At 67.1% G+C, this 23,415-nt stretch carries 20 protein-coding genes; 14 read left to right on the top strand and 6 right to left on the bottom strand.

Annotated features, from left to right (window positions below):
- Positions 1-57: 57 nt before the first annotated feature.
- Entirely contained in the window at positions 58-1,536 is a 1,479-nt protein-coding gene (locus ACSQ3N_RS16615) for a PLP-dependent aminotransferase family protein (protein WP_436146842.1), read from the bottom strand.
- A gap of 202 nt (positions 1,537-1,738) precedes the next feature.
- Here ACSQ3N_RS16615 and ACSQ3N_RS16610 point away from each other — a divergent pair, with 202 nt between their 5' ends.
- The 12 genes from ACSQ3N_RS16610 to ACSQ3N_RS16555 all read left to right on the top strand — a co-directional run bounded on the left by ACSQ3N_RS16610 (position 1,739) and on the right by ACSQ3N_RS16555 (position 19,055).
- Positions 1,739-2,578: a c-type cytochrome gene (locus ACSQ3N_RS16610; protein WP_436146841.1), complete on the top strand. Its 840-nt coding sequence runs from the start codon at positions 1,739-1,741 to the stop codon at positions 2,576-2,578.
- Between the two features lie 13 nt (positions 2,579-2,591).
- Positions 2,592-3,887, top strand: a complete 1,296-nt coding sequence (locus ACSQ3N_RS16605) for a c-type cytochrome (protein WP_436146840.1) — start codon at positions 2,592-2,594, stop codon at positions 3,885-3,887.
- 84 nt (positions 3,888-3,971) lie between these two features.
- Complete coding sequence (locus tag ACSQ3N_RS16600; protein WP_436128827.1) at positions 3,972-4,391, top strand: thioredoxin family protein; 420 nt, start codon at positions 3,972-3,974, stop codon at positions 4,389-4,391.
- Positions 4,392-4,624: 233 nt separating this feature from the next.
- Entirely contained in the window at positions 4,625-7,966 is a 3,342-nt protein-coding gene (locus tag ACSQ3N_RS16595; RefSeq protein WP_436147966.1) for an SNF2-related protein, read from the top strand.
- Between the two features lie 403 nt (positions 7,967-8,369).
- Positions 8,370-8,966, top strand: coding sequence for a ribosome maturation factor RimP (gene rimP / locus ACSQ3N_RS16590; RefSeq protein ID WP_436146839.1), 597 nt, complete (start codon positions 8,370-8,372; stop codon positions 8,964-8,966).
- A gap of 82 nt (positions 8,967-9,048) precedes the next feature.
- Positions 9,049-10,536 (top strand): transcription termination factor NusA, encoded by a 1,488-nt coding sequence (gene nusA, locus ACSQ3N_RS16585; protein WP_056172042.1) that lies wholly within the window; start codon positions 9,049-9,051, stop codon positions 10,534-10,536.
- Positions 10,537-10,560: 24 nt separating this feature from the next.
- Positions 10,561-13,425, top strand: a complete 2,865-nt coding sequence (infB, locus tag ACSQ3N_RS16580) for a translation initiation factor IF-2 (protein ID WP_436146838.1) — start codon at positions 10,561-10,563, stop codon at positions 13,423-13,425.
- Between the two features lie 180 nt (positions 13,426-13,605).
- Positions 13,606-13,980, top strand: a complete 375-nt coding sequence (gene rbfA, locus ACSQ3N_RS16575; protein ID WP_056172037.1) for a 30S ribosome-binding factor RbfA — start codon at positions 13,606-13,608, stop codon at positions 13,978-13,980.
- Positions 13,981-13,982: 2 nt separating this feature from the next.
- Positions 13,983-14,963: a tRNA pseudouridine(55) synthase TruB gene (gene truB, locus ACSQ3N_RS16570; RefSeq protein ID WP_056172035.1), complete on the top strand. Its 981-nt coding sequence runs from the start codon at positions 13,983-13,985 to the stop codon at positions 14,961-14,963.
- A 34-nt stretch (positions 14,964-14,997) separates the two neighbouring features.
- On the top strand, positions 14,998-16,821 hold the full coding sequence (typA, locus tag ACSQ3N_RS16565; protein WP_056172033.1) for a translational GTPase TypA: 1,824 nt from the start codon (positions 14,998-15,000) through the stop codon (positions 16,819-16,821).
- Positions 16,822-16,976: 155 nt separating this feature from the next.
- A complete protein-coding gene (locus ACSQ3N_RS16560; RefSeq protein WP_200926954.1) occupies positions 16,977-17,861 on the top strand; it encodes a DMT family transporter in 885 nt (294 codons plus the stop codon).
- Positions 17,862-17,951: 90 nt separating this feature from the next.
- Positions 17,952-19,055 carry an enoyl-CoA hydratase/isomerase family protein gene (locus ACSQ3N_RS16555; protein ID WP_056172031.1) on the top strand — a complete coding sequence of 368 codons (1,104 nt, stop codon included), beginning with the start codon at positions 17,952-17,954 and terminating at the stop codon, positions 19,053-19,055.
- A 132-nt stretch (positions 19,056-19,187) separates the two neighbouring features.
- On the opposite strand, the gene ACSQ3N_RS16550 is transcribed toward ACSQ3N_RS16555, so the two are convergent.
- The 4 genes from ACSQ3N_RS16550 to smpB all read right to left on the bottom strand — a co-directional run bounded on the left by ACSQ3N_RS16550 (position 19,188) and on the right by smpB (position 21,793).
- A complete protein-coding gene (locus tag ACSQ3N_RS16550; RefSeq protein ID WP_082517084.1) occupies positions 19,188-20,084 on the bottom strand; it encodes an anti-sigma factor family protein in 897 nt (298 codons plus the stop codon).
- 3 nt (positions 20,085-20,087) lie between these two features.
- Entirely contained in the window at positions 20,088-20,660 is a 573-nt protein-coding gene (locus ACSQ3N_RS16545) for an RNA polymerase sigma factor (protein ID WP_056172028.1), read from the bottom strand.
- A 37-nt stretch (positions 20,661-20,697) separates the two neighbouring features.
- The gene (locus ACSQ3N_RS16540) at positions 20,698-21,066 is read right to left on the bottom strand and encodes a COG4315 family predicted lipoprotein (protein ID WP_056172026.1); all 369 of its coding nucleotides are present in this window, start codon (positions 21,064-21,066) and stop codon (positions 20,698-20,700) included.
- A 253-nt stretch (positions 21,067-21,319) separates the two neighbouring features.
- Positions 21,320-21,793, bottom strand: coding sequence for an SsrA-binding protein SmpB (gene smpB / locus ACSQ3N_RS16535; protein ID WP_056172023.1), 474 nt, complete (start codon positions 21,791-21,793; stop codon positions 21,320-21,322).
- 112 nt (positions 21,794-21,905) lie between these two features.
- On the opposite strand from smpB, the gene ACSQ3N_RS16530 reads away from it, so the two are divergent.
- Both ACSQ3N_RS16530 and ACSQ3N_RS16525 read left to right on the top strand, forming a co-directional pair.
- On the top strand, positions 21,906-22,346 hold the full coding sequence (locus tag ACSQ3N_RS16530; protein WP_056172021.1) for a type II toxin-antitoxin system RatA family toxin: 441 nt from the start codon (positions 21,906-21,908) through the stop codon (positions 22,344-22,346).
- A complete protein-coding gene (locus tag ACSQ3N_RS16525) occupies positions 22,339-22,716 on the top strand; it encodes an RnfH family protein (RefSeq protein WP_056172020.1) in 378 nt (125 codons plus the stop codon). The genes ACSQ3N_RS16530 and ACSQ3N_RS16525 overlap by 8 nt, the downstream gene beginning before the upstream one ends.
- Before the next feature lie 49 nt (positions 22,717-22,765).
- Here the strand turns inward: ACSQ3N_RS16525 and ACSQ3N_RS16520 are convergent, their stop codons facing one another.
- A complete protein-coding gene (locus ACSQ3N_RS16520; protein ID WP_056172017.1) occupies positions 22,766-23,302 on the bottom strand; it encodes a DUF4124 domain-containing protein in 537 nt (178 codons plus the stop codon).
- Positions 23,303-23,415 lie beyond the last annotated feature (113 nt).

Here is a 23,415-nt window from a genome sequence, read left to right as displayed (position 1 = left end):
TGGTGCGGGCAGGTCCGCACAGCCTGCCGCGGTTCAACTATTGGTTGATTCATCGGTTCAATCAGCGGTTGAATCGCCGTGCTCGCCCGGCCCTGGGCTACTTTGGGCCAGGGCCGTCGCCAGCTCGCCCACCGTCTGCAGCGCGGCTTCCAGGCGGCTTTGCGCCGGGTGCCCGTAGTTGATGCGCACGCAGTGGGCAAAGCGCCGGTCGGCCGAGAAGATCTGCCCCGGCGCCAGGCTGATGCCCTGCTGCAGTGCCTGGCGGTGCAGTTGCAGGGCGTCGACCTGCGGCGGCAGCTCCACCCACACAAAGTACCCGCCCTCGGGCTGCGACACCCGCGTGCCCGGCGGGAAGTGCCGGGCCACCGCGCCCAGCGCGATGGCCTGCTGCTGCGCCAGGCTGCGGCGCAGCTGGCGCAGGTGCCGGTCGTAGCCGCCCTGGGCCAGGTATTCGGACAGCGCCTGCTGCGACGGCGTGGCGGCCGAGAGCGTGGTCATGAGCTTCAAGCGCTGCACCGCCGTGGCAAAGCGGCCCGCCGCCACCCAGCCCACGCGGTAGCCGGGCGCCAGGCTCTTGCTGAACGAGCTGCAGTGCATCACCAGGCCGTGGGTATCGAACGCCTTGGCCGGGGGCGGGCGGTGCGGGGCGAAGTGCAGCTCGCCGTACACGTCGTCTTCGATCAAGGGCACCTGGTGGCGGGCCAGCAGGGCGACCAGCTCGCGCTTTTTGGCCTCGGGCATCAGGCTGCCCAGGGGGTTTTGAAAGCTGGGCATGAGCCAGCAGGCCTTGACCCGCTGGTGGGCGGGCTGGCGCTCCAGCGCCTCGGCCAGTGCGGCCAGGTCGATGCCGTCGCGCGGGTGGGTGGCAATCTCCAGCGCCTGCAGGTTCAGCCGCTCCAGCGCCTGCAGCGCGGCGTAGAAGGTGGGCGATTCGACCACCACGATGTCGCCCGGCTGGGTGACGGCCTCCAGGCACAGGTTCAGGGCCTCCATCGCGCCGTTGGTGATGATGATCTCTTCCACATCCACCGCGCTGCCGTGCAGGCCGTAGCGCAGGGCGATCTGCTGGCGCAGGCGTTCGTCGCCGGGCGGCAGGCTTTGCACGATGTTCCAGGGGTCGAGCTTGCGCATGCCGCTGGCCAGGCAGCGCGCCAGCCGGTCCAGCGGAAACAGCTCCAGCCCCGGGAAGGCCGAGCCCAGCGGCACCAGGTCGCGGTCGCGCGCCAGGCCCAGCACTTCGAACACCAGGTCGCTGATGGCCACGCCGGTGGAGGTGCGCGCGGGCTGCGAGGGCAGGGGCTCTGCGTGGCGGGACCCGGTGGCGGGCAGCCGCGCGCTGACGTAGTAGCCCGAACGCGGCCGGGCGTGGATGAGGCCCTGGGCCTCCAGCAGGTAGTACGCCTCGAACACGGTGGACGGGCTGATGCCGCGCGTGCGGCTGGACTCGCGCACGGACGGCACGCGGTCGCCCGGGCGCAGGGCGCCGCTGTGGATGAGCTGGGCGATGGCGTCGGCGTGGCGTTCGTAGCGTTTCATGGGGGGCGGGCTGACGGGGTGGGCCCTTGGGCCATGGGGGCCTGGGAGCGGATGCAGCGCAAACTGATCTGTATTTTTAACTGGAAACTGAATCTGTACTGTTTTGGGGGTTGGGCGTAGAGTGCCGTGGTGCGCTGGTGCGGGCGGTGATGAACGCCCGGCCCAGTTGGCGACCCTGTCGATCCCCACCCGAATAAAACCCATGATTGATTGCCTGCGCAGCCTGCTGCGCCCTGTTTCTGGCTGGCCTGCTGCTGCGGTGGCGGCTGCCTCGGTAGCGGCGGCTTTCAGCGCCAGCGCGCTGGCCGCGCCTGCTGCTCCCGCCCCGCCGACCGCGGCGTCGGCCACGATGCCCGCATCTGCCACGCCTGCAGCAGCGCCCACGGTGCCTGCCGCCGCCATGGCCTCGCGCGTGCTGGCTTGCACCGCCTGCCACGGCAAGGAAGGGCGGGCCACGCAGGAGGGCTACTTCCCGCGCATCGCCGGCAAGCCGGCGGGCTACCTGGCCAACCAGTTGCTCAACTTTCGCGACGGGCGGCGCAGCTACCCGCAGATGACCTACCTCATCGAGCACCTGACGGACGACTACCTGCGTGAAATGGCCGATCACTTTGCGGCGCAAGACGTGCCGTACCCGCCGCCGCCCGCACCCCAGGCGCCAGCCGCCGCGCTGGAGCAGGGGCGCGTGCTGGTGCAGCAGGGCGACGCCGCGCGCCGCATCCCCGCCTGCGTGTCGTGCCACGGCAGCGCCATGACGGGCGTGGCGCCGTCCATCCCGGGCCTGCTGGGCCTGCCGCGCGACTACCTCAACAGCCAGCTGGGCGCCTGGAAGACCGGCCAGCGCCGCGCCCATGCACCCGACTGCATGGCCGACATCGCCCGGCAGTTGACGCCCGACGATGTGAGCGCCGTGTCGGCCTGGCTGGCGGCCCAGCCCGTGGCCGGGGGCGGCAAGCCCGCGCGCACCCTGCCGGCCGCCATGCCCGCCCGCTGCGGCGGCGTGGCCGAGGTGCCGGTGGCTGCTGCAGTTTCAGCACGTTGAGAAGGATGCCCCCATGAAACGCATCCTCTGGACCCTTTCTTCCGTGCTGGCAGCCGTGGGCATCGCGGCCGCTGCGCTGGTCACCCTGAACCTGCGCGGCGAAGAGCCGCTGCCCGCAGCCGAGACGCTGCAGAGCACGCCCGCGCTGGTGGCGCGCGGCGAGTACCTGGCGCGCGTCGGCAACTGCATGGCCTGCCACACCACGCAGGGCGGCGCGCCGTTTGCGGGCGGGCGCGGCATCGAGACGCCGTTCGGCGTGGTGCACACCTCCAACCTCACGCCCGACCCGGCGCAGGGCATCGGCAGCTGGACGTCCGCCGAGTTCTGGCGCGCCATGCACCATGGCCGCAGCAAGGACGGGCGCCTGCTCTACCCCGCCTTTCCGTACCCCAACTACACCCAGGTGACGCGCGCGGATTCGGACGCCATCTTTGCGTACCTGCGCAGCGTGCCCCCCGCCAGCGAGCCGAACCGCGCGCACGCGCTGCGCTTTCCGTACAGCACGCAGGCGGCACTGGGGGTGTGGCGTGCGCTGTTCTTTGCCCCGGGCGCTGCCAGCACCGCTGGCGACGCCGCGCCCACGAAGACGGCGGAATACGACCGCGGCGCCTACCTGGTCAACGGCCTGGGCCACTGCACGGCCTGCCACACGCCGCGCAACGCGCTGGGCGCCACGGCCGACGCCAAGGCCTTCAACGGCGGGCTGATCCCGGTGCAGAACTGGTATGCCCCCGCGCTCAACGCGGCGGCCGAGGCGGGCGTGAAGGACTGGGCCACCGACGACGTGGTGGCCTTGCTGAAAACCGGCGTGGCCCCGCACGGGTCGGTGCTGGGCCCCATGGCCGAGGTGGTGTTTCGCAGCACGCAGTACCTGACCGATGCTGACGCCCGTGCCATGGCCGTGTACCTGCAGGCGCTGCCGCAGCAGGCCGCCCGCGCCACCCCGGCACCCTACACCGCGCCACCCGCCGCCGCCATGGCGCGGGGCGGCAAGGTGTACGAGCAGCAGTGCGCCCAATGCCATGGCGATGCCGGGCAGGGCCAGGCGGGCGCCTTCCCGGCGCTGGCGGGCAACCGCGCCGTGCTGCTGGCCGACCCGACCAACACGGTGCGCGTGGTGCTGCAGGGCGGCTACCTGCCCGCCACGGCCGGCAACCCGCGCCCGCACGGCATGCCGCCGTTTCAGCAAACGCTGGGCGACGAGGACGTGGCGGCGGTGACCACCTTTGTGCGCAACAGCTGGGGCAACCGGGCGCCCGGTGTGGGTACCATCGAGGTTTACCGCGCCCGCGAACGGCGCGGCATGTAAAGGCGCGGTGGTGCGGTGGTGCGGTGGCAGGGTCTGCCGGCAGCGCCCGCCGCGCCGCCCCACCCTCTACAGGAGCCCCCGTCGATGCAAAGCCCGGCCTCGTTGCCAGACCCCACGCCGCAGAGCCCGGCCGCCGCCACCCCGGGCGGCTGGTGGGCCGTGTGCCTGTGCGCTGCCTGGTGCGGCACCTGCGGCGTGTACCGCCCCCTGTTCGACGAACTGGCCCGCGCGCACCCGGACGTGCGCTTCGAATGGGTGGACATCGAGGACGACGCGGAGATCGCCGGGGACCTGGATGTGGAAACCTTCCCCACGCTGCTGATCGCCGATGGCGAACGGGCGCTGTTCCTCGGGCCGCTGTTGCCGCAGGCGCCGGTGCTGGGGCGGCTGCTGGCCAGCCTGCAGGCGTCGTCGCCCCAGGCGGGCGGTGCGGGCAGTACAGGCGGTACGGGGGGTGAGGCGCAAGAAGTCTTCGAGCGCGTGCGCGCAGCGCGCAGCCGGTAGGCGCTGCGGCGGCCTTCTCTTCTGATTTTACGGAATGCTCCTGTTTTTATAGCTGCTAGCGCTTGATGAACAAGCGGTAGAGCCGTTTTTGCTTGGATTTTGTGCCTACACCCCGTCCCCCCTGGTTCCAGATCGGCTCATTGCAGGCCCAGTGCGACAAAGGCACCTGGTCGCGCGGGGCAGCGCTGCACCGCCAGGGGGCCGTGCTGCGCATCGCCGTCAAGCCGGACGGCATGGCCGGGTGGGCGCTGGACGGCGAGGTGCTGGGCAGCCAGCCGGTGCCGTATGCCGTGCGCGTCCAGCTCACCCTGTCCGACGCCGGCGTGGTCCAGTCGTGGTGGGGCGAGTGCAGCTGCCCGGTGGGCGCCGACTGCAAGCACGCGGTGGCGCTGGCGCTCAAATCTGTGCACCTGGGGGGCGAGCCGCCGGCCACGGCCACGCAGGCCACCCAGGCTGCGGACGCGCTGAAGGCCCTGCAAGAACGCAAGGAAGCGCTGGCCCGCACCGAGGCCGAGGCGCGGCTGATGCACTGGCTGCGCGAATGGGACCGCGCGGCGGGTGCGTCGGCCACCGCACCCGCTGATCCGCAGGTGGACCGGCCCGAGCAGTACCTGTATCTGGTCTCCACCGTGGGGCTGCCCCGCGCCACGCTGCAGCAAATGCAGCTCGAAGCCGTGGTCTCCTACCCCAAGCTGACCGGCGGCTGGGCCAAGCCCAAGCCGGTGCGCACGCAGCCCGCGCCAGGGCAGGCGGTGTACGAGCGCGCGAGCGACGCCGACCGCCAGGTGCTGCAGCTGCTGCGCGCCATGCCGCGCGGGCTGGGCTACTACTCGGCCTACAGCGCCGGGCCGGTGGCGGTGCTGGAAGGCTCGGTGGGCGTGCTGGCGCTGCAGCAGGCGGCCAGCACCGGCCGCCTGTTCGCGGATGCGGGTGGCTCCATGGTGGGCGCACCCCTGGCCTGGGGGCCGCCGCTGCCGCTGACCTGGGCCTGGCACGAAGCTCCTGCCTCGGCAGCGGCCGGTGGCGACACCACCTGGGCGCTGCGCCCCGGCCTGCCCGGCACATCGGCCACGCTGTGCAGCAACACCCCGCCCCTGTACCTGGACGCTGCCAGCGGCCTGTGCGGCACGGTCGACATGCAGGGCCTGAGCGCGGCGCAACTGGCCATGCTGCTCAAGGCGCCGGCGCTGAGCACCGCGGCGCTGCAAAAACACCAGGCCGACTTGGCCACCCGCCTGGGCGGCGTACTGCCGCTGCCGCCGGTGGGAGCGCCCCTGGCCCGAGTGCAGGGCGTGAAGCCGTTGGCGCGGCTGCATTTGGGGCCCACGCCGCCTGCAGATATGCCCGACATGGGCCTCATCACCGCGCAATTGCAGTTCGACTACCAGGGCCACGTGGGCTGGTGGGCGGGGCAGGACCTGGCCGTGATGGTGCCGGGGCCAGACGGCGTCCAGGTGCTGCTGCAGCGCGATGCAGAGGCTGAGCTCTCGGCCATCGAGCGCCTGCTCCACCTGGGCCTGCTGGGCACCGACGATGGCCTGTTCGGCATTCCCGGCGAGCAGCCGCAAACCGCTTGGATGCACTGGGCCGACAACGGCTTCGCAGTGCTGCGCGATGCGGGCTTTGTCGTGACGGTGGATGCGGCGCTGGACGGCTGGATCACCCATGCCGATACGCTGGCCGTGGCGCTGCAGCCAGACGGTGCGGGCGGTGGCGAAGGCGGGGAGGGTGACGAGGCCGACGAGGCCACCTCCCCCTGGTTTGCGCTGTCGCTGGGCATGGAGGTGAACGGCGTGCGCCACAACATCCTGCCCTGGCTGCCCGACCTGATCGCCGCCGCGGCCGACCAGCCGCTGGATGCCGCCACCGGCCTGCCCCAACTGCCGCCCTATGTCTACCTGCCATCGCTGCAGGGCCCGGGCTTCGTGCGTTTGCCGACCGACACCCTGCGCCCCTGGATGGCTGCGCTGTTGGACCTGGTGGGCGACCGGGCGCACGACTTCACCGCCGACAGCCTGAAGCTGTCGCGCCTGGACGCCCTGCGCACTAGCGCCGCGCTGGGCCAGGGTGTGCCGTGGCAGGGCGCCCACGCGCTGCGCGCCGTGGTGGACCAGCTGCAGGGCGCCACCGCCTTGCCCCAGGTGCCGCTGCCCGCCGGCGTGCGCGCCACCCTGCGGCCGTACCAGCAGCAGGGCCTGAACTGGCTGCAGTTCATGCGCGCCCACGGCCTGGCCGGGGTGCTGGCCGACGACATGGGCCTGGGCAAGACGCTGCAGACCCTGGCCCACATCCAGGTCGAAAAAGACGCCGGGCGCCTGACCGACCCCGCGCTCGTCATTGCACCCGTGAGCCTGATGGGCAACTGGCAGCGCGAGGCGGCGCGCTTTTGCCCCGGCCTGCGCTGCCTGGTGCTGCATGGCGCGGGCCGCCATGCGGTGGCCGACGCGGTGGCCGAGCACGACCTCGTGATCGCCCCGTATTCGCTGCTGCAGCGCGACCGCGACCGGTGGCTGGCCCAGCCGTGGCACCTGGTGGTGCTGGACGAGGCGCAGAACATCAAGAACGCCAGCACCCAGGCGGCGCAGGTGGTGGGCGCGCTCAACGCGCGCCACCGCCTGTGCCTGTCGGGCACGCCCATGGAAAACCACCTGGGTGAGATCTGGAGCCTGTTCCACTTTTTGATGCCGGGGTTTCTGGGCAGTCAGCAGCGCTTCAAGCAGGTGTTTCGCACGCCGATCGAAAAGCAGGGCGACGGCGCGCGCATGGCGCAGTTGCGCGCGCGCATCACGCCGTTCATGCTGCGGCGGACCAAGGCGCTGGTGGCCGGCGAGCTGCCGCCCAAGGTCGAGACTGTGATGCCGGTGGAGCTGGCCGGTGCGCAGGCCGACCTGTACGAGACCATCCGCCTGGGCATGGAGAAAACCGTGCGCGAGGCGCTGCACACCAAGGGGCTGGCCAAATCGCAGATCACCGTGCTGGATGCATTGCTCAAGCTGCGCCAGGTGTGCTGCCACCCGCAGCTGCTGCCACTCGATGCCGCCCGGGGCGTGAGCGCATCGGCCAAGCTGGAGCAGCTGATGGTGATGCTGCCCGAGATGCTGGCCGAGGGGCGGCGCGTGCTGCTGTTCTCGCAGTTCACCAGCATGCTCACGCTGATCGAGGCCGAGCTGAAAAAGCGCGGCCTGCCCTGGGTCAAGCTCACCGGGCAAAGCCAAAAGCGCGACGCGGTCATCGACCAGTTCACCAGCGGGCAGGTGCCGCTGTTTCTCATCAGCCTGAAAGCGGGCGGGGTGGGGCTGAATCTGCCGCAGGCCGACACCGTGATCCACTTCGACCCCTGGTGGAACCCCGCAGCCGAAGCCCAGGCCACCGACCGCGCCCACCGCATCGGCCAGACGCAAAGCGTGTGGGTCATCAAGCTCGTGGCGCAGGGCACCATCGAAGAGCGCATCCTGGCGCTTCAGGATAAGAAGGCGCAGCTGGCCGGCAGCCTGTACGGCGGCGCCGCGGCGCGCAAGGAGCCGCTGTTCACCGAAGCCGACCTGGCCGAGCTGCTGGCGCCGCTATCGCAGTGATAGCGGCTGGCGCGTGTGGGGCGCGCGCCACGTGCTGTTTTGGCTGTGGCTATTTGCCGTCCATGGCGTGCACCGCGCTGACAGCCGCATGAATGCTGGTTTTTGCCGGATTCGGGGTGCCTTCACAACAGTTTTGCGGGTGCGCGCCTTTGCAAATCAACACTTTGCACGCTACAATACGAGTCTCACGACCAAACGGGCGGGTACCAACCGCCCGTTTTTTTTGGTCGAACGCTTTTGGAGCTCGAAGCTGTCGGAGAAGAGTCTCCGGGGGTTATCGGGTTTTTTGTTTTGGACTGACGCAAAAAAATGGGTGCACACGCCGTGTGCACCATGGGTGGGCCAGGTGCCTGATCCCGGTTTGCGCCAGATCTTGTGGTTTATCCGGGATTGAACTGAACACGTGGCATTGCAGCAAGTCGTTGAACAAATAGTGACGGGCCTGGGGTATGACCTGGTGGAGATCGAACGCTCCGCCGGTGGTCTGCTGCGCATCACCATCGACTTGTCCTGGGTGCAGCCGGCCGCCGATGCGCCCGCGCCCCTGCTCGATCAGTTCGTCACGGTCGAGGATTGCGAGAAGGTCACCCGCCAGCTGCAGTTTGCGCTGGAGGTCGATGGCGTCGAGTACAAGCGCCTTGAGGTGTCCTCACCCGGCATCGACCGCCCCCTGCGCCACGAACAGGACTTCGTGCGTTTTGCAGGCTCGGTCATCGACATCACTTTGAAGGCGCCCATCGGCGCCGCAGCGAGCGGGCAGGTCAACGCCACCCGCAAGAAATTTCGCGGCACGCTGGAGCGGGCCGAGGCAGGGGGCTGGCAGATCGTGTGGAGCGAAGAGCCCGCCGTGAAGCCGGGAGCCAAGGTCAGCAAGAAGCGCGTGCCCGCGCCGCTGCAGGCTCTGGGCTTTTCCCTGGATGAAATCAGGGATGCCCGTCTGGCGCCCATCGTGGACTTCAAGGGGCGTGCAGGCAAGGCTGGGCCAGCAGCGCCCGCCTGAGCCGCCGAACGATCGAACAAACGAGGTGGGGCTGCAGCGCGCTGCCACTGCCCTCAGGTGATTGAAATAGGAGAGTCGTCGCATGAATCGCGAATTGTTGATGTTGGTTGAGGCCATTTCACGCGAGAAGAACGTGGAGCTGGACGTGGTCCTGGGCGCCGTGGAGTCTGCCCTGGCCCAGGCTACCAAGAAGCTGTACCAGGGCGAGGTGGACATTCGCGTGTCCGTTGATCGCGACAGCGGCAACTACGAGACTTTCCGCCGCTGGCTGGTGGTGCCCGATGATGCCGGCCTGCAGAATCCTGAAGCCGAAGAGCTGCTGATGGACGCGAAGGATCGCATCCCGGACATCGAAGTCGGCGAGTACATCGAAGAAGGTGTCGATTCCGTGCCCATCGGCCGCATCGGCGCCATGGCGGCCAAGCAGGTCATCCTGCAGAAGATCCGCGACGCAGAGCGCGAAATGCTGCTCAACGACTTCATGTCGCGCGGCGAACGCATCTTCACCGGCACCGTCAAGCGCATGGACAAGGGCGACATCATCGTCGAGTCCGGCCGGGTGGAAGGCCGCCTGCGCCGCAGCGAAATGATCCCCAAGGAAAACCTGCGCAGCGGCGACCGCGTGCGGGCCATGATCATGGAAGTGGACCTGACGCTGCGTGGCGCGCCCATCATCCTGTCGCGCTCTGCGCCCGAGTTCATGATCGAGCTCTTCCGCCAGGAAGTGCCCGAGATCGAGCAAGGCCTGCTCGAGATCAAATCCTGCGCCCGTGACTCCGGCTCCCGCGCCAAGATCGCCGTGCTGTCGCACGACAAGCGCGTGGACCCCATCGGCACCTGCGTCGGAGTGCGCGGCACCCGGGTGAACGCCGTGACCAACGAGCTCGCCGGCGAGCGCGTGGACATCGTGCTGTGGTCCGAAGACCCCGCCCAGTTCGTCATCGGCGCGCTGGCCCCGGCCAACGTGTCCTCCATCGTGGTCGATGAAGAAAAGCACGCCATGGACGTGGTGGTGGACGAGGAAAACCTCGCCATCGCCATCGGCCGCGGCGGCCAGAACGTGCGCCTCGCGTCCGATCTGACCGGCTGGAAGATCAACATCATGGACGCCGCCGAAAGCGCGCAAAAGCAGGCCACCGAGACCGACACGGCCCGCAAGCTGTTCATGGAAAAGCTGGATGTGGACGAGGAAATCGCCGACATCCTGATCTCCGAAGGCTTCAACAGCCTCGAAGAAGTGGCCTATGTGCCCCTGCAGGAAATGCTGGAGATCGAAAGCTTCGACGAAGACACCGTCAACGAGCTGCGCGCCCGTGCCAAGGATGCGCTGCTCACGATGGAAATCGCCCGCGAGGAAAGCGTGGATGAGGTCTCCCAAGACCTGCGCGACCTTGAAGGCCTCACCCCCGAATTGATCGGCAAGCTGGCCGACGGCGGTGTGCATACACGTGACGACCTGGCCGATTTGGGCCTAGATGAACTGACCGACCTGACCGGACAGTCTGAAGAAGATGCCAAAGCCTTGATCCTGAAGGCGCGCGAACATTGGTTCGCGGGGCAGCAAGAGTAAAGGTCAGGGAGGCACGAACCATATATGTCCAGTAATACTGTCGCCGAGTTCGCTAACGAACTCAAGAAATCGCCTGAAACCCTGCTCGACCAGCTCAAGGCTGCTGGCGTGGGCAAGGCCGCCCCGTCGGATGCACTGACCGAGTCGGACAAGCAAAAGCTGCTCGCCTACCTGCAGGCCAGCCATGGCACGGCTTCGGCCGACCGCAAGAAGATCACGCTGGTGAAGAAATCCACCAGCGAGATCAAGCAGGCCGATGCCACCGGCAAGGCGCGCACCATCCAGGTGGAAGTGCGCAAGAAGCGCACCTTCATCCAGCGCGATGAAGATGTCGCGACCACGGCCGAATCTGCCGCGCAAGCCGTCGAAGAAGTCGCTGTCTCCAGCGAGGACATCGAACTGGCCCGCCGCGAGGAAGAAGCCCGCGGCCAGGCCGAGCTGATCCGCCGCCAGGAAACCGAGCTGGCCGAAAAGCGTGCCGAGCGCGAAGCCCGCGAAAAGCGCGACCGCGAAGCCGAAGAGCGTGCCGCCGCCTACGCAGCCCAGGAAGCAGAGAAGAAGGCCCAGGCCTCTGCCGTCAAGCAGGAAGCCACCCGCGAACAAGCTGCCGAGGCCGCTGCGCGCAATGCCGCCCAGACCGAAGCCCGCGAAAAGGCCGCTGCTGAATCCAAGGCCCGTGCCGACGAAGAAACCGCACGCGCTGCCGACCTGGACGCCCGCCGCCGCAAGGCCGAGGCCGAAGCTGCCGCCATCCGCTCCATGATGGCCACGCCCAAGAAGGCGGTCATGGTCGCCAAGAAGCCCGAAGAACCCAAGCCAGTGGCCAAGCCCGCTGCCGTGGGCGACGCGAAGAAGGGCACGCTGCACAAGCCGGCCGTTGGCACAGGCGTTGCCCGTGCGGGCGCCCCTGCCGCAGCAGGTGCCGGTGCACCCGGTGCAGGCAAGGAAGTCAAGTCCGCCAAGCTGTCCTCCAGCTGGGCTGGCGACGCTGCCAAGAAGAAAGAAATCAAGACCCGCGGCGACAGCAGCGGCGGTGTCGGCCGCAACAACTGGCGCGGTGGCCCGCGCGGCCGTCGCGGCGACAACCGCGACCACCGTGACGACCACCAGCAGGCAGCCCCGGTGGAGGCGCGCATCATCGAAGTGCACGTTCCCGAAACCATCACGGTGGCGGAGCTGGCACACAAGATGTCGATCAAGGCCAACGAAGTCATCAAGGCCCTGATGAAGATGGGCCAGATGGTCACCATCAACCAGCCGCTGGACCAGGACACCGCCATGATCATGGTGGAAGAAATGGGCCACAAGGCGGTGGTGGCTGCGCTGGACGACCCGGAAGCCTTCACCGACGACGATACGAGCCAGAAGGACGTCGAGCTGTTGCCCCGCGCCCCTGTGGTTACCGTCATGGGCCACGTGGACCATGGCAAGACCTCGCTGCTCGACTACATCCGCCGTGCCAAGGTGGCCGCGGGCGAAGCCGGCGGCATCACGCAGCACATCGGTGCCTACCACGTGGAAACGCCACGCGGCATGGTGTCGTTCCTCGACACCCCCGGTCACGAGGCCTTCACGGCCATGCGTGCCCGCGGTGCCCAGGCGACCGACATCGTGATTCTGGTGGTGGCAGCGGACGACGGCGTCATGCCCCAGACCAAGGAAGCCATCAAGCACGCCAAGGCGGCTGGTGTTCCTATCGTGGTGGCCATCACCAAGGCCGACAAGCCCGATGCCAACCCAGACCGCGTCAAGCAGGAACTGGTGGTCGAAGAAGTGGTGCCTGAAGAATACGGTGGCGATTCGCCATTCGTGCCTGTGTCTTCCAAGACCGGCATGGGCATCGACACGCTGCTCGAACAAGTGCTGCTGCAGGCTGAAGTGCTGGAACTCAAGGCACCGGTCGACTCGCTGGCCAAGGGCCTCGTGATCGAAGCGCAGCTCGACAAGGGCCGCGGCCCTGTGGCGACCGTGCTGGTGCAGTCCGGTACCCTCAAGGTCGGCGACATCGTGCTGGCAGGCCAGACCTATGGCCGCGTGCGCGCCATGCTGGACGAAAACGGCAAGGTGGCCAAGATAGCAGGCCCGTCGATCCCGGTGGAAATCCAGGGTCTGACCGAAGTGCCTCAGGCCGGCGACGAATTCATGGTGCTCACGGACGAACGCCGTGCCCGCGAAATCGCGACCTACCGTGCCGGCAAGTTCCGCAACACCAAGCTGGCCAAGCAGCAGGCCGCGAAGCTCGAGAACATGTTCGCCGACATGACGGCAGGCGAAGTGAAGATGCTGCCTATCATCGTCAAGGCCGACGTGCAGGGTTCGCAGGAAGCGCTGGCGCAGTCGCTGCTCAAGCTGTCGACCGACGAAGTCAAGGTGCAACTGGTGTACGCCGCAGTGGGCGCCATCAGCGAGTCGGACATCAACCTGGCGATCGCCTCCAAGGCCATCGTGATCGGCTTCAACGTACGGGCAGATGCCGGTGCACGCAAGCTGGCCGAAGGCAATGGCGTCGATCTGCACTACTACAGCATCATTTACGACGCTGTGGACGAGCTGCGCGTGGCCATGTCCGGCATGCTGGCTCCAGAGCAGCGCGAGGAAATCATCGGTACGGCCGAGATCCGCACGGTGTTCGTGGCGACCAAGATCGGCACGATTGCCGGTTCGTACATCACCTCGGGCATGGTCCATCGCAACGCACGCTTCCGCCTGCTGCGCGACAACGTGGTGGTCTACACCGGCGAAGTCGATTCGATCAAGCGCCTCAAGGACGATGTCAAGGATGTCAAGGAAGGCTTTGAGTGCGGTATCAAGCTCAAGAACTACAACGACATCAAGGAAGGCGATCACCTCGAATTCTTCGACATCAAGGAAATCGCCCGGACTCTGTGATGCACGCTTGCACTACCAACCACTGCCAGCGCCCTGCAGGCGCGGTGATGCACGCAGGCCTTCAACAGGCTGCGGAGCACACCGTGCTGGCAGGCGCCATGGAACTGGCTTCGCCAGGCCATGGGCGTCGCCCCCCGGAAGGGGGAGGGCGCGACGCGACACAGGGGAGGTATTGACACTATGGCTGCCAAGAAGAAATCTGCCACCCCCAACCGCGCCTTCAAGGTCGCCGATCAGATCCAGCGCGATCTGACGGAGCTGATCGCGCGCGAGTTGAAGGACCCGCGTGTGGGCATGGTGACGCTGCAAGGCGTGGAGGTCACTCCCGACTATGCGCACGCCAAGGTGTTCTTCAGCCTGCTGACGGGCGACCCTGTGGAAACGCAGGCTGCGCTCAACCAGGCTGCGGGCTTCCTGCGCAACGGATTGTTCAAGCGCCTGCACATCCACACCGTGCCTACGCTGCACTTCGTGTTCGACCGCACCTCCGAGCGTGCGGCCGACATGAACGCCTTGATCGCCAAGGCTGTGTCTTCGCGCGCTAAAGAGGAATAGTCATGCACGCGCCTCGCACCAGGGTGCAGCGGCGCCCTGTGCACGGGGTGTTGCTGCTGGATAAACCGCTCGGCCTGTCGAGCAACGACGCTTTGCAAAAGGCGAAGTGGCTGCTGCGCGCCGAAAAAGCGGGCCACACCGGCACGCTCGACCCGCTGGCCACCGGCGTGTTGCCGCTGTGCTTCGGCGCTGCCACCAAGTTCAGCCAGCTGCAGCTCGACGCCCCCAAGACCTACGAAGCCGTAGCGCTGCTGGGCACCACCACCACCACCGGCGATGCCGAGGGCGATGTGGTGGAGCGCCGCGCCGTGGTGCTGGCAGACCTCACGCCCGAGCGCCTGGCCGCCGTGCAGCAGCAGTTCACCGGCCCCATCAAACAAGTACCGCCCATGCACAGCGCCCTGAAGAAGGACGGCAAGGCGTTGTACGAGTACGCCCGCGCAGGCATCGAAGTGGAGCGGCCCGCACGCGACGTGGTGATCCACGCGCTGTCCCTCGCGCTGCTGGCGGACAACCCGGACGCCATCGCTGTCCGGATGGTGGTGCGCTGCAGCAAGGGCACGTACATCCGCACGCTGGGCGAAGACGTGGGCGCCGCGCTGGGCGTGGGGGCCCACCTGACCTTTCTTCGGCGCATCGATACCGGTGGTATCGGTGTGGAGCGCTGCGTCACGCTGGCAGAACTCGAAGCCATGGAGGAGGGCGCGCGGCTTGCGCAGCTCGAGCCGCCGGAATCACTTTTGGCACAACATGTGCGTGTCACGCTGGACAGCGAGAATGCCGCTCGCTTCCTATCGGGCGTACGCCGCCGTGGTACCTGGCCAGACGCCGGTGCCGTGGCGGTGTTTGGCGACGCGCCCCCAGCGCTGCTGGGGGTGGGCCACATCGTTGGCGGGGAGCTGGTGCCCGACAGGCTCCTGAGTCCGCTGGAAATTCAACAAATTTTGGAAGGCACGCCGCATCCCGCGCCACATCCCGCTTGAGGGACAGGGCACGGCAAGGCACATTGGAAAAACTATGACGAAACAGATCCGCAACATCGCCATCATCGCCCACGTTGACCATGGCAAAACCACCATGGTCGACCAACTGCTGCGCCAGTCCGGCACGTTCGCCGACCACGAAAAAGTGGTCGACACCGTGATGGACAACAACGCGATTGAAAAAGAGCGTGGCATCACCATCCTGGCCAAGAACTGCGCCGTGAGCTGGGAAGGCACCCACATCAACATCGTGGACACCCCTGGTCACGCGGACTTCGGCGGCGAAGTGGAACGTGCCCTGTCCATGGTGGACAGCGTGGTGCTGCTGATCGATGCGCAAGAGGGCCCCATGCCCCAGACGCGTTTCGTGACCAAGAAGGCCCTGGCCCTGGGCCTGCGCCCCATCCTGGTGGTCAACAAGGTGGACAAGCCCGGTGCCAACCCCGACAAGGTCGTGAACGCAGCGTTCGACCTGTTCGACAAGCTGGGTGCCACCGACGAGCAACTGGACTTCCCCGTGGTGTATGCCTCGGGCATCAACGGCTGGTCGTCGCTCGAAGAAGGCGCTCCTGGCGAGCAGTGGGGCCCCGACATGTCGGCCCTGTTCAACACCATCCTCAAGCACGTTCCCCCGAACTCGGGTGATGCCAATGCCCCCCTGCAGCTGCAGATCTCGGCGCTGGACTTCTCCACGTTCGTGGGCCGCATCGGCGTGGGCCGCATCAGCCAGGGCACCATCAAGCCCATGATGGACGTGGTCGTCATGGAAGGCCCCGATGGCAAGGCCGTCAAGGGCCGCGTCAATCAGGTGCTGACGTTCCAGGGCCTGGATCGCATGCAGACGCCGCTGGCCGGCCCTGGCGACATCGTGCTGATCAACGGCATCGAAGACATCGGTATCGGCGTGACCGTGACCGACCCGGCCAACCCCTCGCCGCTGCCCATGCTGAAGGTGGACGAGCCCACGCTGACCATGAACTTCTGCGTGAACACCTCGCCACTGGCAGGCCGCGAAGGCAAGTTCGTGACCAGCCGCCAGATCTGGGACCGCCTGCAAAAGGAACTCCAGCACAACGTGGCGCTGCGTGTGAAGGAAACCGACGAAGAAGGTATCTTCGAAGTGATGGGCCGCGGTGAACTGCACCTGACCATCCTCTTGGAAAACATGCGCCGCGAAGGCTACGAGCTGGCTGTGTCCAAGCCCCGCGTGGTGTTCAAGGACGTGAACGGCGAAAAGCACGAGCCTATCGAGCTGGTGACGGCCGACATCGAAGAAGGCCACCAAGGCGGCGTGATGCAAGCCCTGGGCGAGCGCAAGGGCGAGCTGGTGAACATGGAGCCGGACGGCCGTGGCCGCGTGCGCCTGGAGTACCGCATTCCTGCGCGGGGCCTGATCGGCTTCACCAACGAATTCCTGAACCTGACGCGTGGCTCGGGCCTGATCAGCAACATCTTCGACAGCTACGAGCCGCACAAGGGCGATATCGGCGGTCGCAAGAACGGCGTGCTGATCTCCATGGACGACGGTGAAATCTTCACCTACGCCCTGGGCAAGCTGGACGACCGCGGCCGCATGTTCGTGAAGGCGAACGACCCCGTGTACGAAGGCATGATTGTCGGCATCCACAGCCGCGACAACGACCTGATCGTGAACGCCACGCGCACCAAGCAGCTGACCAACTTCCGCGTGTCCGGCAAGGAAGACGCGATCAAGATCACGCCGCCCATCGACGCCACGCTGGAATACGCTGTGGAATTCATCGAGGACGACGAGCTGGTCGAGATCACGCCCAAGTCGATCCGCATCCGCAAGCGCTTCTTGACCGAAAACGAGCGCAAGCGCGCAGGCCGCTCCTGAGTTGCCGGCGTGAAGACGCTGCATTCTGTAGAGTGAGCGCACGCAGGGGCTGAGGTTTGTACCGAGGTTTCCTGTTTGTCGCACAAAGGGCCACTGCCATGCTGTGGCCCTTTTTTCATTTCTGACGCCCCACCGCAATCCACTGCATACGCCCCATGTTCTTGCCCAAGCTCACGCACTCCCGCGCCGTGGTCCTGATGGTGGCGGTCACGTTGATGTGGTCCATCGCGGGCGTGGTCACGCGCCACCTGGAGGCCGCGCGCAGCTTCGAGGTCACCTTCTGGCGCAGCCTGTTCACGGTGCTGGCGCTGCTGGTGATATTGCCGCTGCTGCAGGGGCGGGCGGTGTTCGCGTCCTTGCGCCACAGCGGCCGGGCGCTGTGGATATCGGGCCTGTGCTGGAGCGTGATGTTCACCGCCTTCATGGTGGCCATCCTGCTCATGCCCGTGGCCAACGTGCTGGTGACGATGGCGGCGGCCCCGCTGCTCACGGCGCTGTTTGCGCGTGTCTTCATCGGCCACCACATCGCGCCCCGCACCTGGGTGGCCATCGGCGTGGCGGCGCTGGGCATCGGGTGGATATATGGCTCGCAGATGGCGGGCCTGCCGATCATGGGCACGCTGGTGGCTTTGTGCGTGCCGGTGGCCGGTGCCGTGAACTGGACGGTGGTGCAGCACTCGCAGCGCCACGGCCACGCGGTGGACCTTGTGCCTGCGGTGCTGGTGGGCGCGGTGCTGTCGGTGGTGGCGACGCTGCCGCTCGCGCTGCCATTTCAGGCGTCGGCACACGACCTGTGGCTGCTTGCGCTGCTGGGCGTGGTGCAACTGGCCATACCGTGTGTGCTGGCCGTGCGCTGCGGGCAGGTGCTGAAAGCGCCGGAGATCGCGCTGCTCAGTTTGCTGGAGGTGATCTTCGGTATCTTGCTCGCCTGGCTGGGTGCGGGCGAAGAGCCCGGCGCCGCGGTGCTGGGCGGCGGTGCGCTGGTGATCGGCGCGCTGGTGTTCAATGAGGTCATGGGGGCGCGGCGCGCCTCGCAGTGAGCAAGGCGCAGCGCGGCCGGGAATGCAGCGCATGCCGCAGTGGGTGCGCATTTCAGTGTGTGTGAAACCTACCTTTTTAAGGAATAAAAAATGACGGAGACAGTGGCAGTGGTGGACAAAGAAGTTCTGAGCGAAGTGCGGGGCCAGGTGGGCCTGATCACCTTGAACCGCCCGCGCGCGCTCAATGCGTTGTCGCTGGGCATGGTGCGCGATCTCATGGGCGTGCTGCTGGCGTGGCAAAACGATGCGCGGGTGCTGGCCGTGGCCATTCGCGGCAGCAACAAGGAAGGGTCTTTTGGCGCCTTCTGCGCGGGCGGGGACATCCGCTTTTTGCACCAGGCCGGCAGCCAGGGCAACCCCCAGCTCGAAGACTTCTTCACCGAGGAATACGCGCTCAACCACCTCATCCACACCTACGGCAAGCCCTACATCGCCTTCATGGACGGCATCGTGATGGGCGGCGGCATGGGCATCAGCCAGGGTGCCGCGCTGCGCGTGGTGACCGAGCGCACGAAGATGGCCATGCCGGAGACCGCCATCGGCCTGTTCCCGGACGTGGGTGGCGGGTACTTCCTGAGCCGCTGCCCCGGCCGCGTGGGCGAGTGGCTGGCCCTGACGGGCGACACCATCGGTGCCGACGAAGCCATCGCCAGCCACCTGGCCGATGGGCGCGTGCCTTCGGACCAGTTGCCTGCAGTGTGGGAGGCCCTGGCCACGCAGACGTTTGCGGACGGGGCAGCAGTCAAAAACTATGTTGCTACAAAATTTGTAGCTGCTAGCGCCCATCCATCCAGCGGTAGGGCCGATATTGACCAGTATTTTGCGCTGCCCAGCGTGGGCGACATCGTGCGGGCACTGGAGTCTGCCGACAGCGATTGGGCGCGTACCACGGCGGCCACGCTGCGCAAGCGCTCGCCGCTGATGCTGCACGTGGTGCTGGAGCAGGTCCGCCGCGCCCGCGACATGGGCCTGGCCGACGACCTGCGCATGGAGCGCGACATGGTGCGCCACTGCTTTTACCTGCGCCCCGGCCAGAGCGAGACGGTGGAAGGCATCCGCGCGCTGGCCGTGGACAAGGACCACGCGCCAAGGTGGAACCCCGCGCGCATCGAAGACGTGACGCCCGACATGGTGGCGCCGTTCTTTGCGAGCCCCTGGCCTGCGCACGCGCATCCGCTGGTCGCGCTGGCCTGATACGGCGTCGCCTTCCACTGTCTCACGCCGTGGGTTCGCCTTGTCGTGCTTCAGCTATTGCGAGTATTTGCAACGCCGCAAACTTCCCGAGACCGCAGATGCCCACGGCGCGGTGATTCGTGCAGAGGCTCCCTAGAGCTGTCTGTACACCGCCGACGCCAGCACCAGCAGTTGCTGGCGTGATAGGCGGCCGCTGAGCGCATAGCCAAAGCCCTGGTCCACCCAGTAAAAGCCAGGGACCGGTCCGTCGCTGGTGAACTGGAAGGCGGTTTCTTCGGCATCGGGCTTCTTCGGTGCAGCCGTTGCCGCGCCGGGCTGGCCTACGGCGACGGCGCCCAGGTACAGGGTGATCCGCGCACCTTGGGCGTTCTGGTACATGAACTGCGCGCGCGCACCCGCATCTCCGGGCGCGCCGGGCAGCAGGCGGCCACCCACCAGCTCGTAACCTTCGTCGGCCAGCACGGGCAGCTTGAGCGGGCGGCTCAGTCGTTTGGACAGCCACTGCACCAGGTGTTCCTGTTGGGCTGCGGGCACCTCCACGGCGTGCCGCACCTCGGGCTGGTACACCGCGTGCGCGACCGCAGCCTGCTGGGCAAAGCGTTGGCCGGTGCTGGCCAACACGAGCGTCGGCGCGTCGGGGCGGCCCGTGCCGGGCCACAGGCTGCGTCCGGTCCAGCCCAGGGCAAAAGCCATCAGTACCGACGCCGCCATGCCGCCCCAGCGCCACCACTGGGTCTGCCGCTGCTGGCGCACCGACGCGCGCTGTGCCGCGGCCAGCAGGGCTTCGGGCACGGGCTCGGTGAGCAGGCCGTGGTGCAGGCCGCGCAGTTGCTGGCGTTGGTGCTGCCAGTGGGTCACGGTCTCTTCGGCGCCCGCCTGGCGTTCTAGCTTGTCGCGCAGTGCCGCCGCCTGCGTCGGCGGGAGGCGACCGTCCACCAGCGCATGCCACGCGGCGGCTTCATCGCCGTCGGCGGGTGGAGGAGGGGGGTGGTGCTTGTGGTCCATGGCGGGCTGGCGTGCATCAAACATGGGTTATTTGAGGCGGCGCAATGTGGGTGGCTGGCCGGTGGGATGGGGAAGAGGCTGGGGCGCAGGTTGCTGCGCGGTGGTTGTCACCGCGCCCGGCGCTGGTGCCGGTGGCCGCTCCATCAACAGGCGCAGGCGGCTGCGGGCCCGGGACAGGCGCGACATCACCGTGCCCACGGGGATGCCCAGCACCCGCGCGGTATCGGCATAGTCCATGTCCTCCAGCGTCACCAGCAGCAACACGGCGCGCTGGTCGGGTGGCAGGCGCTGCAGGCAGCGCTCCAGGTCCAGCGCGTCGTCCCCCATGCCGGCGCTGCTGCCTTGCAGGGTATCGTGCAGGTCGTCGATGCCCGCATGGGGCCAGGGCGGTTGGGTGCGCACCTGGTTCAGGTACAGGTTGTGCATCAGCGTGAAGAGCCACGCCCGCAGGTCGCTGCCGGTGCGCCACAGCAGCCACTTGCTGCAGGCGCGCTCCAGCGTGTCCTGCACCAGGTCGTCCGCTGCCCAGGCATCGCCCGTCAGCACCCGCGCATACCTGCGCAGGGCGGGCAACTGCTCGACGACCTGGGTGCGGTTCATGCAGACCGTTTGGTGCGCTTCGAGGCGGCCGGGTCCATCAGGGCTTGGCGGTGCGCCAGGCCTGGTTCACGCCGTCGCCTGTCTTGTCGCCGGGCTTGGTGTCCTTGACCCAGTAGTACAGCGGCTTGCCCTTGTAGGCCAGCTGGGTCTTGCCGTCGTCGCGCGTGATCACGCTGTAGTCGCCGCCGGGCGCCTTGGCGGCCATCAGCGGTGGCCAGTTGGTGGCACAGGGGCCGTTGCAGACCGACTTGCCGCTGCCGGTGGCGTCGCGGTCAAAGGTGTACAGCGTCATGCCGCCAGCGCCCACCAGCACGCCGTCCATGGTCTTCACAGGGCCATCGGCCGCCATGGTGGAGCAGCCGGCAATGGCAATTAAAGCGGCGAGGGACAAGAAGGTCTTTTTCATGGTGTCTCCAGGTGGAAGAAGAGGGTTTGCAGACAACGGCGCATGCCGCCTTGCAACTCCATGAACACCGCGGCGCAGCGGTTTATTCCACTGCGCATGAAAAAACTAAATACATCCAACGCGCACAGGCGGCAAAACTGGCGCGATCCAAGCCAGCGCCCCCGTGCAAGGGCCGCCAAGCTGCGAAGCGGCGCTCCGATTGTGGACACCGGGGCGTCCCCCTCGGGGGCAAGGCGCGCAGCGCCTCAGGGGGCTATCGACTTCTGCTTTTCATCGCGCGTTCCACCTCGCGCTTGCCTTCGCGGTCCTTGATGGTGTCGCGCTTGTCGTGCTCGGCCTTGCCTTTGGCCAGGGCGATATCGCACTTCACGTAGCCGTTCTTCCAGTGCAGGTTCAGTGGCACCAGTGTGTAGCCCTTTTGCTCGACCTTGACGATCAGGTGCTTGATGTCGTCCTTCTTGAGCAGCAGTTTCTTGGTGCGGATGGCGTCGGGGTTGACGTGGGTCGACGCGGTCTTGAGCGGGTTGATCTGGCAGCCCATCAGGAACATTTCGCCCTCGCGGATCAGCACGTAGCCATCGGTCAGCTGCACCTTGCCTTCGCGAAGGGCCTTCACTTCCCAGCCGTACAGGACGACGCCTGCCTCGTGGCGTTCTTCGAAGAAATAGTTGTAGGCCGCCTTTTTGTTGTCGGCAATGCGGGCAGTGGGATCGGGTTTCTTGGCCATTGGGTTTAGATGCGGCACAAACCGGGAGATAAAAGGCCTCCCTACAATGTTGTCGTCGCAACAGCGATTCTAATTTCTCCGGCTTGCGCGCTTTCGCTCAAGCTCCGTCTGCATGAAAACCGTCCACAAGTCCGTCCTCATCTGGTACAGCCCAGAAGAAATGTTTGCCCTGGTCACCGGGGTGGAGCACTATCCCCAGTTCCTGCCCTGGTGCGACCACGCCGCCGTGCTGGAGCACACCAGCGAGGGCATGACCGCGGAGGTGGGCATCTCCTTCAGCGGAATCCGCCAGACCTTCGTGACCCGCAATACGCACGAGGCCGGCAAGCGCGTGCAGATGCACCTCGTCAAAGGGCCCTTTTCCCAACTGGAGGGCGACTGGCACTTTCACACGGTGGGCGACGGCAGCCAGCGCGCCTGCAAGGTGGAGTTGCTGCTGCACTACGGCTTTGACAGCACGGCCCTCGCTGCGCTGGTAGGGCCGGTGTTCGATCGCATTGCGGGCAGCATGGTGGATGCCTTCGTCAAGCGCGCCGAGCAAGTGTATGGCTGAGGCGCCCGGGGCCGCGTCGGCAGCCGCACCGGCGCTCGTCCCGGTGACTGTGGCCGTCTGCCTGGCGCCGCGGGAGGTGCGCGAATGGACTCTGGAACTGCCTGCTGGTGCCACGGTGCAAGACGCGCTGCAGGCCTGTGACGTGGACGTTCAGGGCCTGCAGAAGGCGGCTTCCGGTGTCGCCGCCGTGGGCATCTGGGGGCGGCCTGCAGCGCTGGATGCCGTGCTCAAGGGCCAGGATCGGGTCGAGGTCTACAGGGCCTTGACGGTAGACCCCAAGGTCGCGCGCCGCGAGCGCTTTGCGCGGCAGGGTGCGCGCACGACCGGGCTGTTTGCCAAGCAGCGCCCGGGCGGCAAGTCAGGCTACTGACGTTGCGGGCTAGCCCATTGGTGCTGGCGACCAGCGCCAGCGCTGGCCATTAACGCTTGCAGTCGGCGGCGATGATGCCGTCCAGCCGCTTGGTTTCCGCTGCGCGGCCTGCTTCATCAAGGAAGATGCGCTCGCCCTGCGCATTCGACTGGGTGATGGGCCTGCCGGAGTCGAATGCCGCCTTGGCTTGCCGAGCACGGTTGCAGTTGTCGGCTTTGGCTTTGGCCACCTTGTCTTCTTCGGCCTTCTTCTTGGCGGCCTCGGCGGCTTCGGCCTGGGCTTTCTTCTCTTCCAGAGCCTTGTCCTTGCCGCTGCCCGCGGCGCTGGCGGCAGCACGGGGTGCTGTAGATGCAGCGTCGGCCGCTGCAGCGGCGGGGGTGCCGTCCGCCGGGACCGCTGCGGGAGCGGCTATGGTCGGCCGGCCACCGCTGGGCTGTTTCAGAATGCTCTTGTCGGGGATTTCCTGTGGCGGGGGCCGGTCACTGAAGACCTTGCGGCCGTCTTTGTCGATCCACTGCCATTGCGCTGCTGCGCCCATGGCCCAGGTGCAGGCAATGGCCAGCAGGAGAAGCTTGTGCGTTTTCATGCAAACAAGTTTAGCCGCCAGCCTGTGGCACTGCCAGTGCCATCGGATAGGCGGTGCTTTTGGCGCGACACATTGCACGGACCGGGTGGCATTTTTGCCTCTGAAGGCTGCCG

The organism is Acidovorax sp. LjRoot194 (genome assembly GCF_964253015.1).
Lineage (GTDB): Bacteria > Pseudomonadota > Gammaproteobacteria > Burkholderiales > Burkholderiaceae_C > Acidovorax.
The sequence above is the reverse complement of the archived record's forward strand: the minus strand, read 5'-3'. Positions and strand labels throughout refer to the sequence as shown.

Bases quoted from the DNA above. Each gene is read 5' to 3' on its own strand.
- ACSQ3N_RS16615 (WP_436146842.1), bottom strand. From the start codon at position 1,536: ATGAAACGCTACGAACGCCACGCCGACGCCATCGCCCAGCTCATCCAC.
- ACSQ3N_RS16610 (WP_436146841.1), top strand. From the start codon at position 1,739: ATGATTGATTGCCTGCGCAGCCTGCTGCGCCCTGTTTCTGGCTGGCCT.
- ACSQ3N_RS16605 (WP_436146840.1), top strand. From the start codon at position 2,592: ATGAAACGCATCCTCTGGACCCTTTCTTCCGTGCTGGCAGCCGTGGGC.
- ACSQ3N_RS16600 (WP_436128827.1), top strand. From the start codon at position 3,972: ATGCAAAGCCCGGCCTCGTTGCCAGACCCCACGCCGCAGAGCCCGGCC.
- ACSQ3N_RS16595 (WP_436147966.1), top strand. From the start codon at position 4,625: ATGGCCGGGTGGGCGCTGGACGGCGAGGTGCTGGGCAGCCAGCCGGTG.
- nusA (WP_056172042.1), top strand. From the start codon at position 9,049: ATGAATCGCGAATTGTTGATGTTGGTTGAGGCCATTTCACGCGAGAAG.
- infB (WP_436146838.1), top strand. From the start codon at position 10,561: ATGTCCAGTAATACTGTCGCCGAGTTCGCTAACGAACTCAAGAAATCG.
- rbfA (WP_056172037.1), top strand. From the start codon at position 13,606: ATGGCTGCCAAGAAGAAATCTGCCACCCCCAACCGCGCCTTCAAGGTC.
- truB (WP_056172035.1), top strand. From the start codon at position 13,983: ATGCACGCGCCTCGCACCAGGGTGCAGCGGCGCCCTGTGCACGGGGTG.
- typA (WP_056172033.1), top strand. From the start codon at position 14,998: ATGACGAAACAGATCCGCAACATCGCCATCATCGCCCACGTTGACCAT.
- ACSQ3N_RS16560 (WP_200926954.1), top strand. From the start codon at position 16,977: ATGTTCTTGCCCAAGCTCACGCACTCCCGCGCCGTGGTCCTGATGGTG.
- ACSQ3N_RS16555 (WP_056172031.1), top strand. From the start codon at position 17,952: ATGACGGAGACAGTGGCAGTGGTGGACAAAGAAGTTCTGAGCGAAGTG.
- ACSQ3N_RS16550 (WP_082517084.1), bottom strand. From the start codon at position 20,084: ATGTTTGATGCACGCCAGCCCGCCATGGACCACAAGCACCACCCCCCT.
- ACSQ3N_RS16545 (WP_056172028.1), bottom strand. From the start codon at position 20,660: ATGAACCGCACCCAGGTCGTCGAGCAGTTGCCCGCCCTGCGCAGGTAT.
- ACSQ3N_RS16540 (WP_056172026.1), bottom strand. From the start codon at position 21,066: ATGAAAAAGACCTTCTTGTCCCTCGCCGCTTTAATTGCCATTGCCGGC.
- smpB (WP_056172023.1), bottom strand. From the start codon at position 21,793: ATGGCCAAGAAACCCGATCCCACTGCCCGCATTGCCGACAACAAAAAG.
- ACSQ3N_RS16530 (WP_056172021.1), top strand. From the start codon at position 21,906: ATGAAAACCGTCCACAAGTCCGTCCTCATCTGGTACAGCCCAGAAGAA.
- ACSQ3N_RS16525 (WP_056172020.1), top strand. From the start codon at position 22,339: ATGGCTGAGGCGCCCGGGGCCGCGTCGGCAGCCGCACCGGCGCTCGTC.
- ACSQ3N_RS16520 (WP_056172017.1), bottom strand. From the start codon at position 23,302: ATGAAAACGCACAAGCTTCTCCTGCTGGCCATTGCCTGCACCTGGGCC.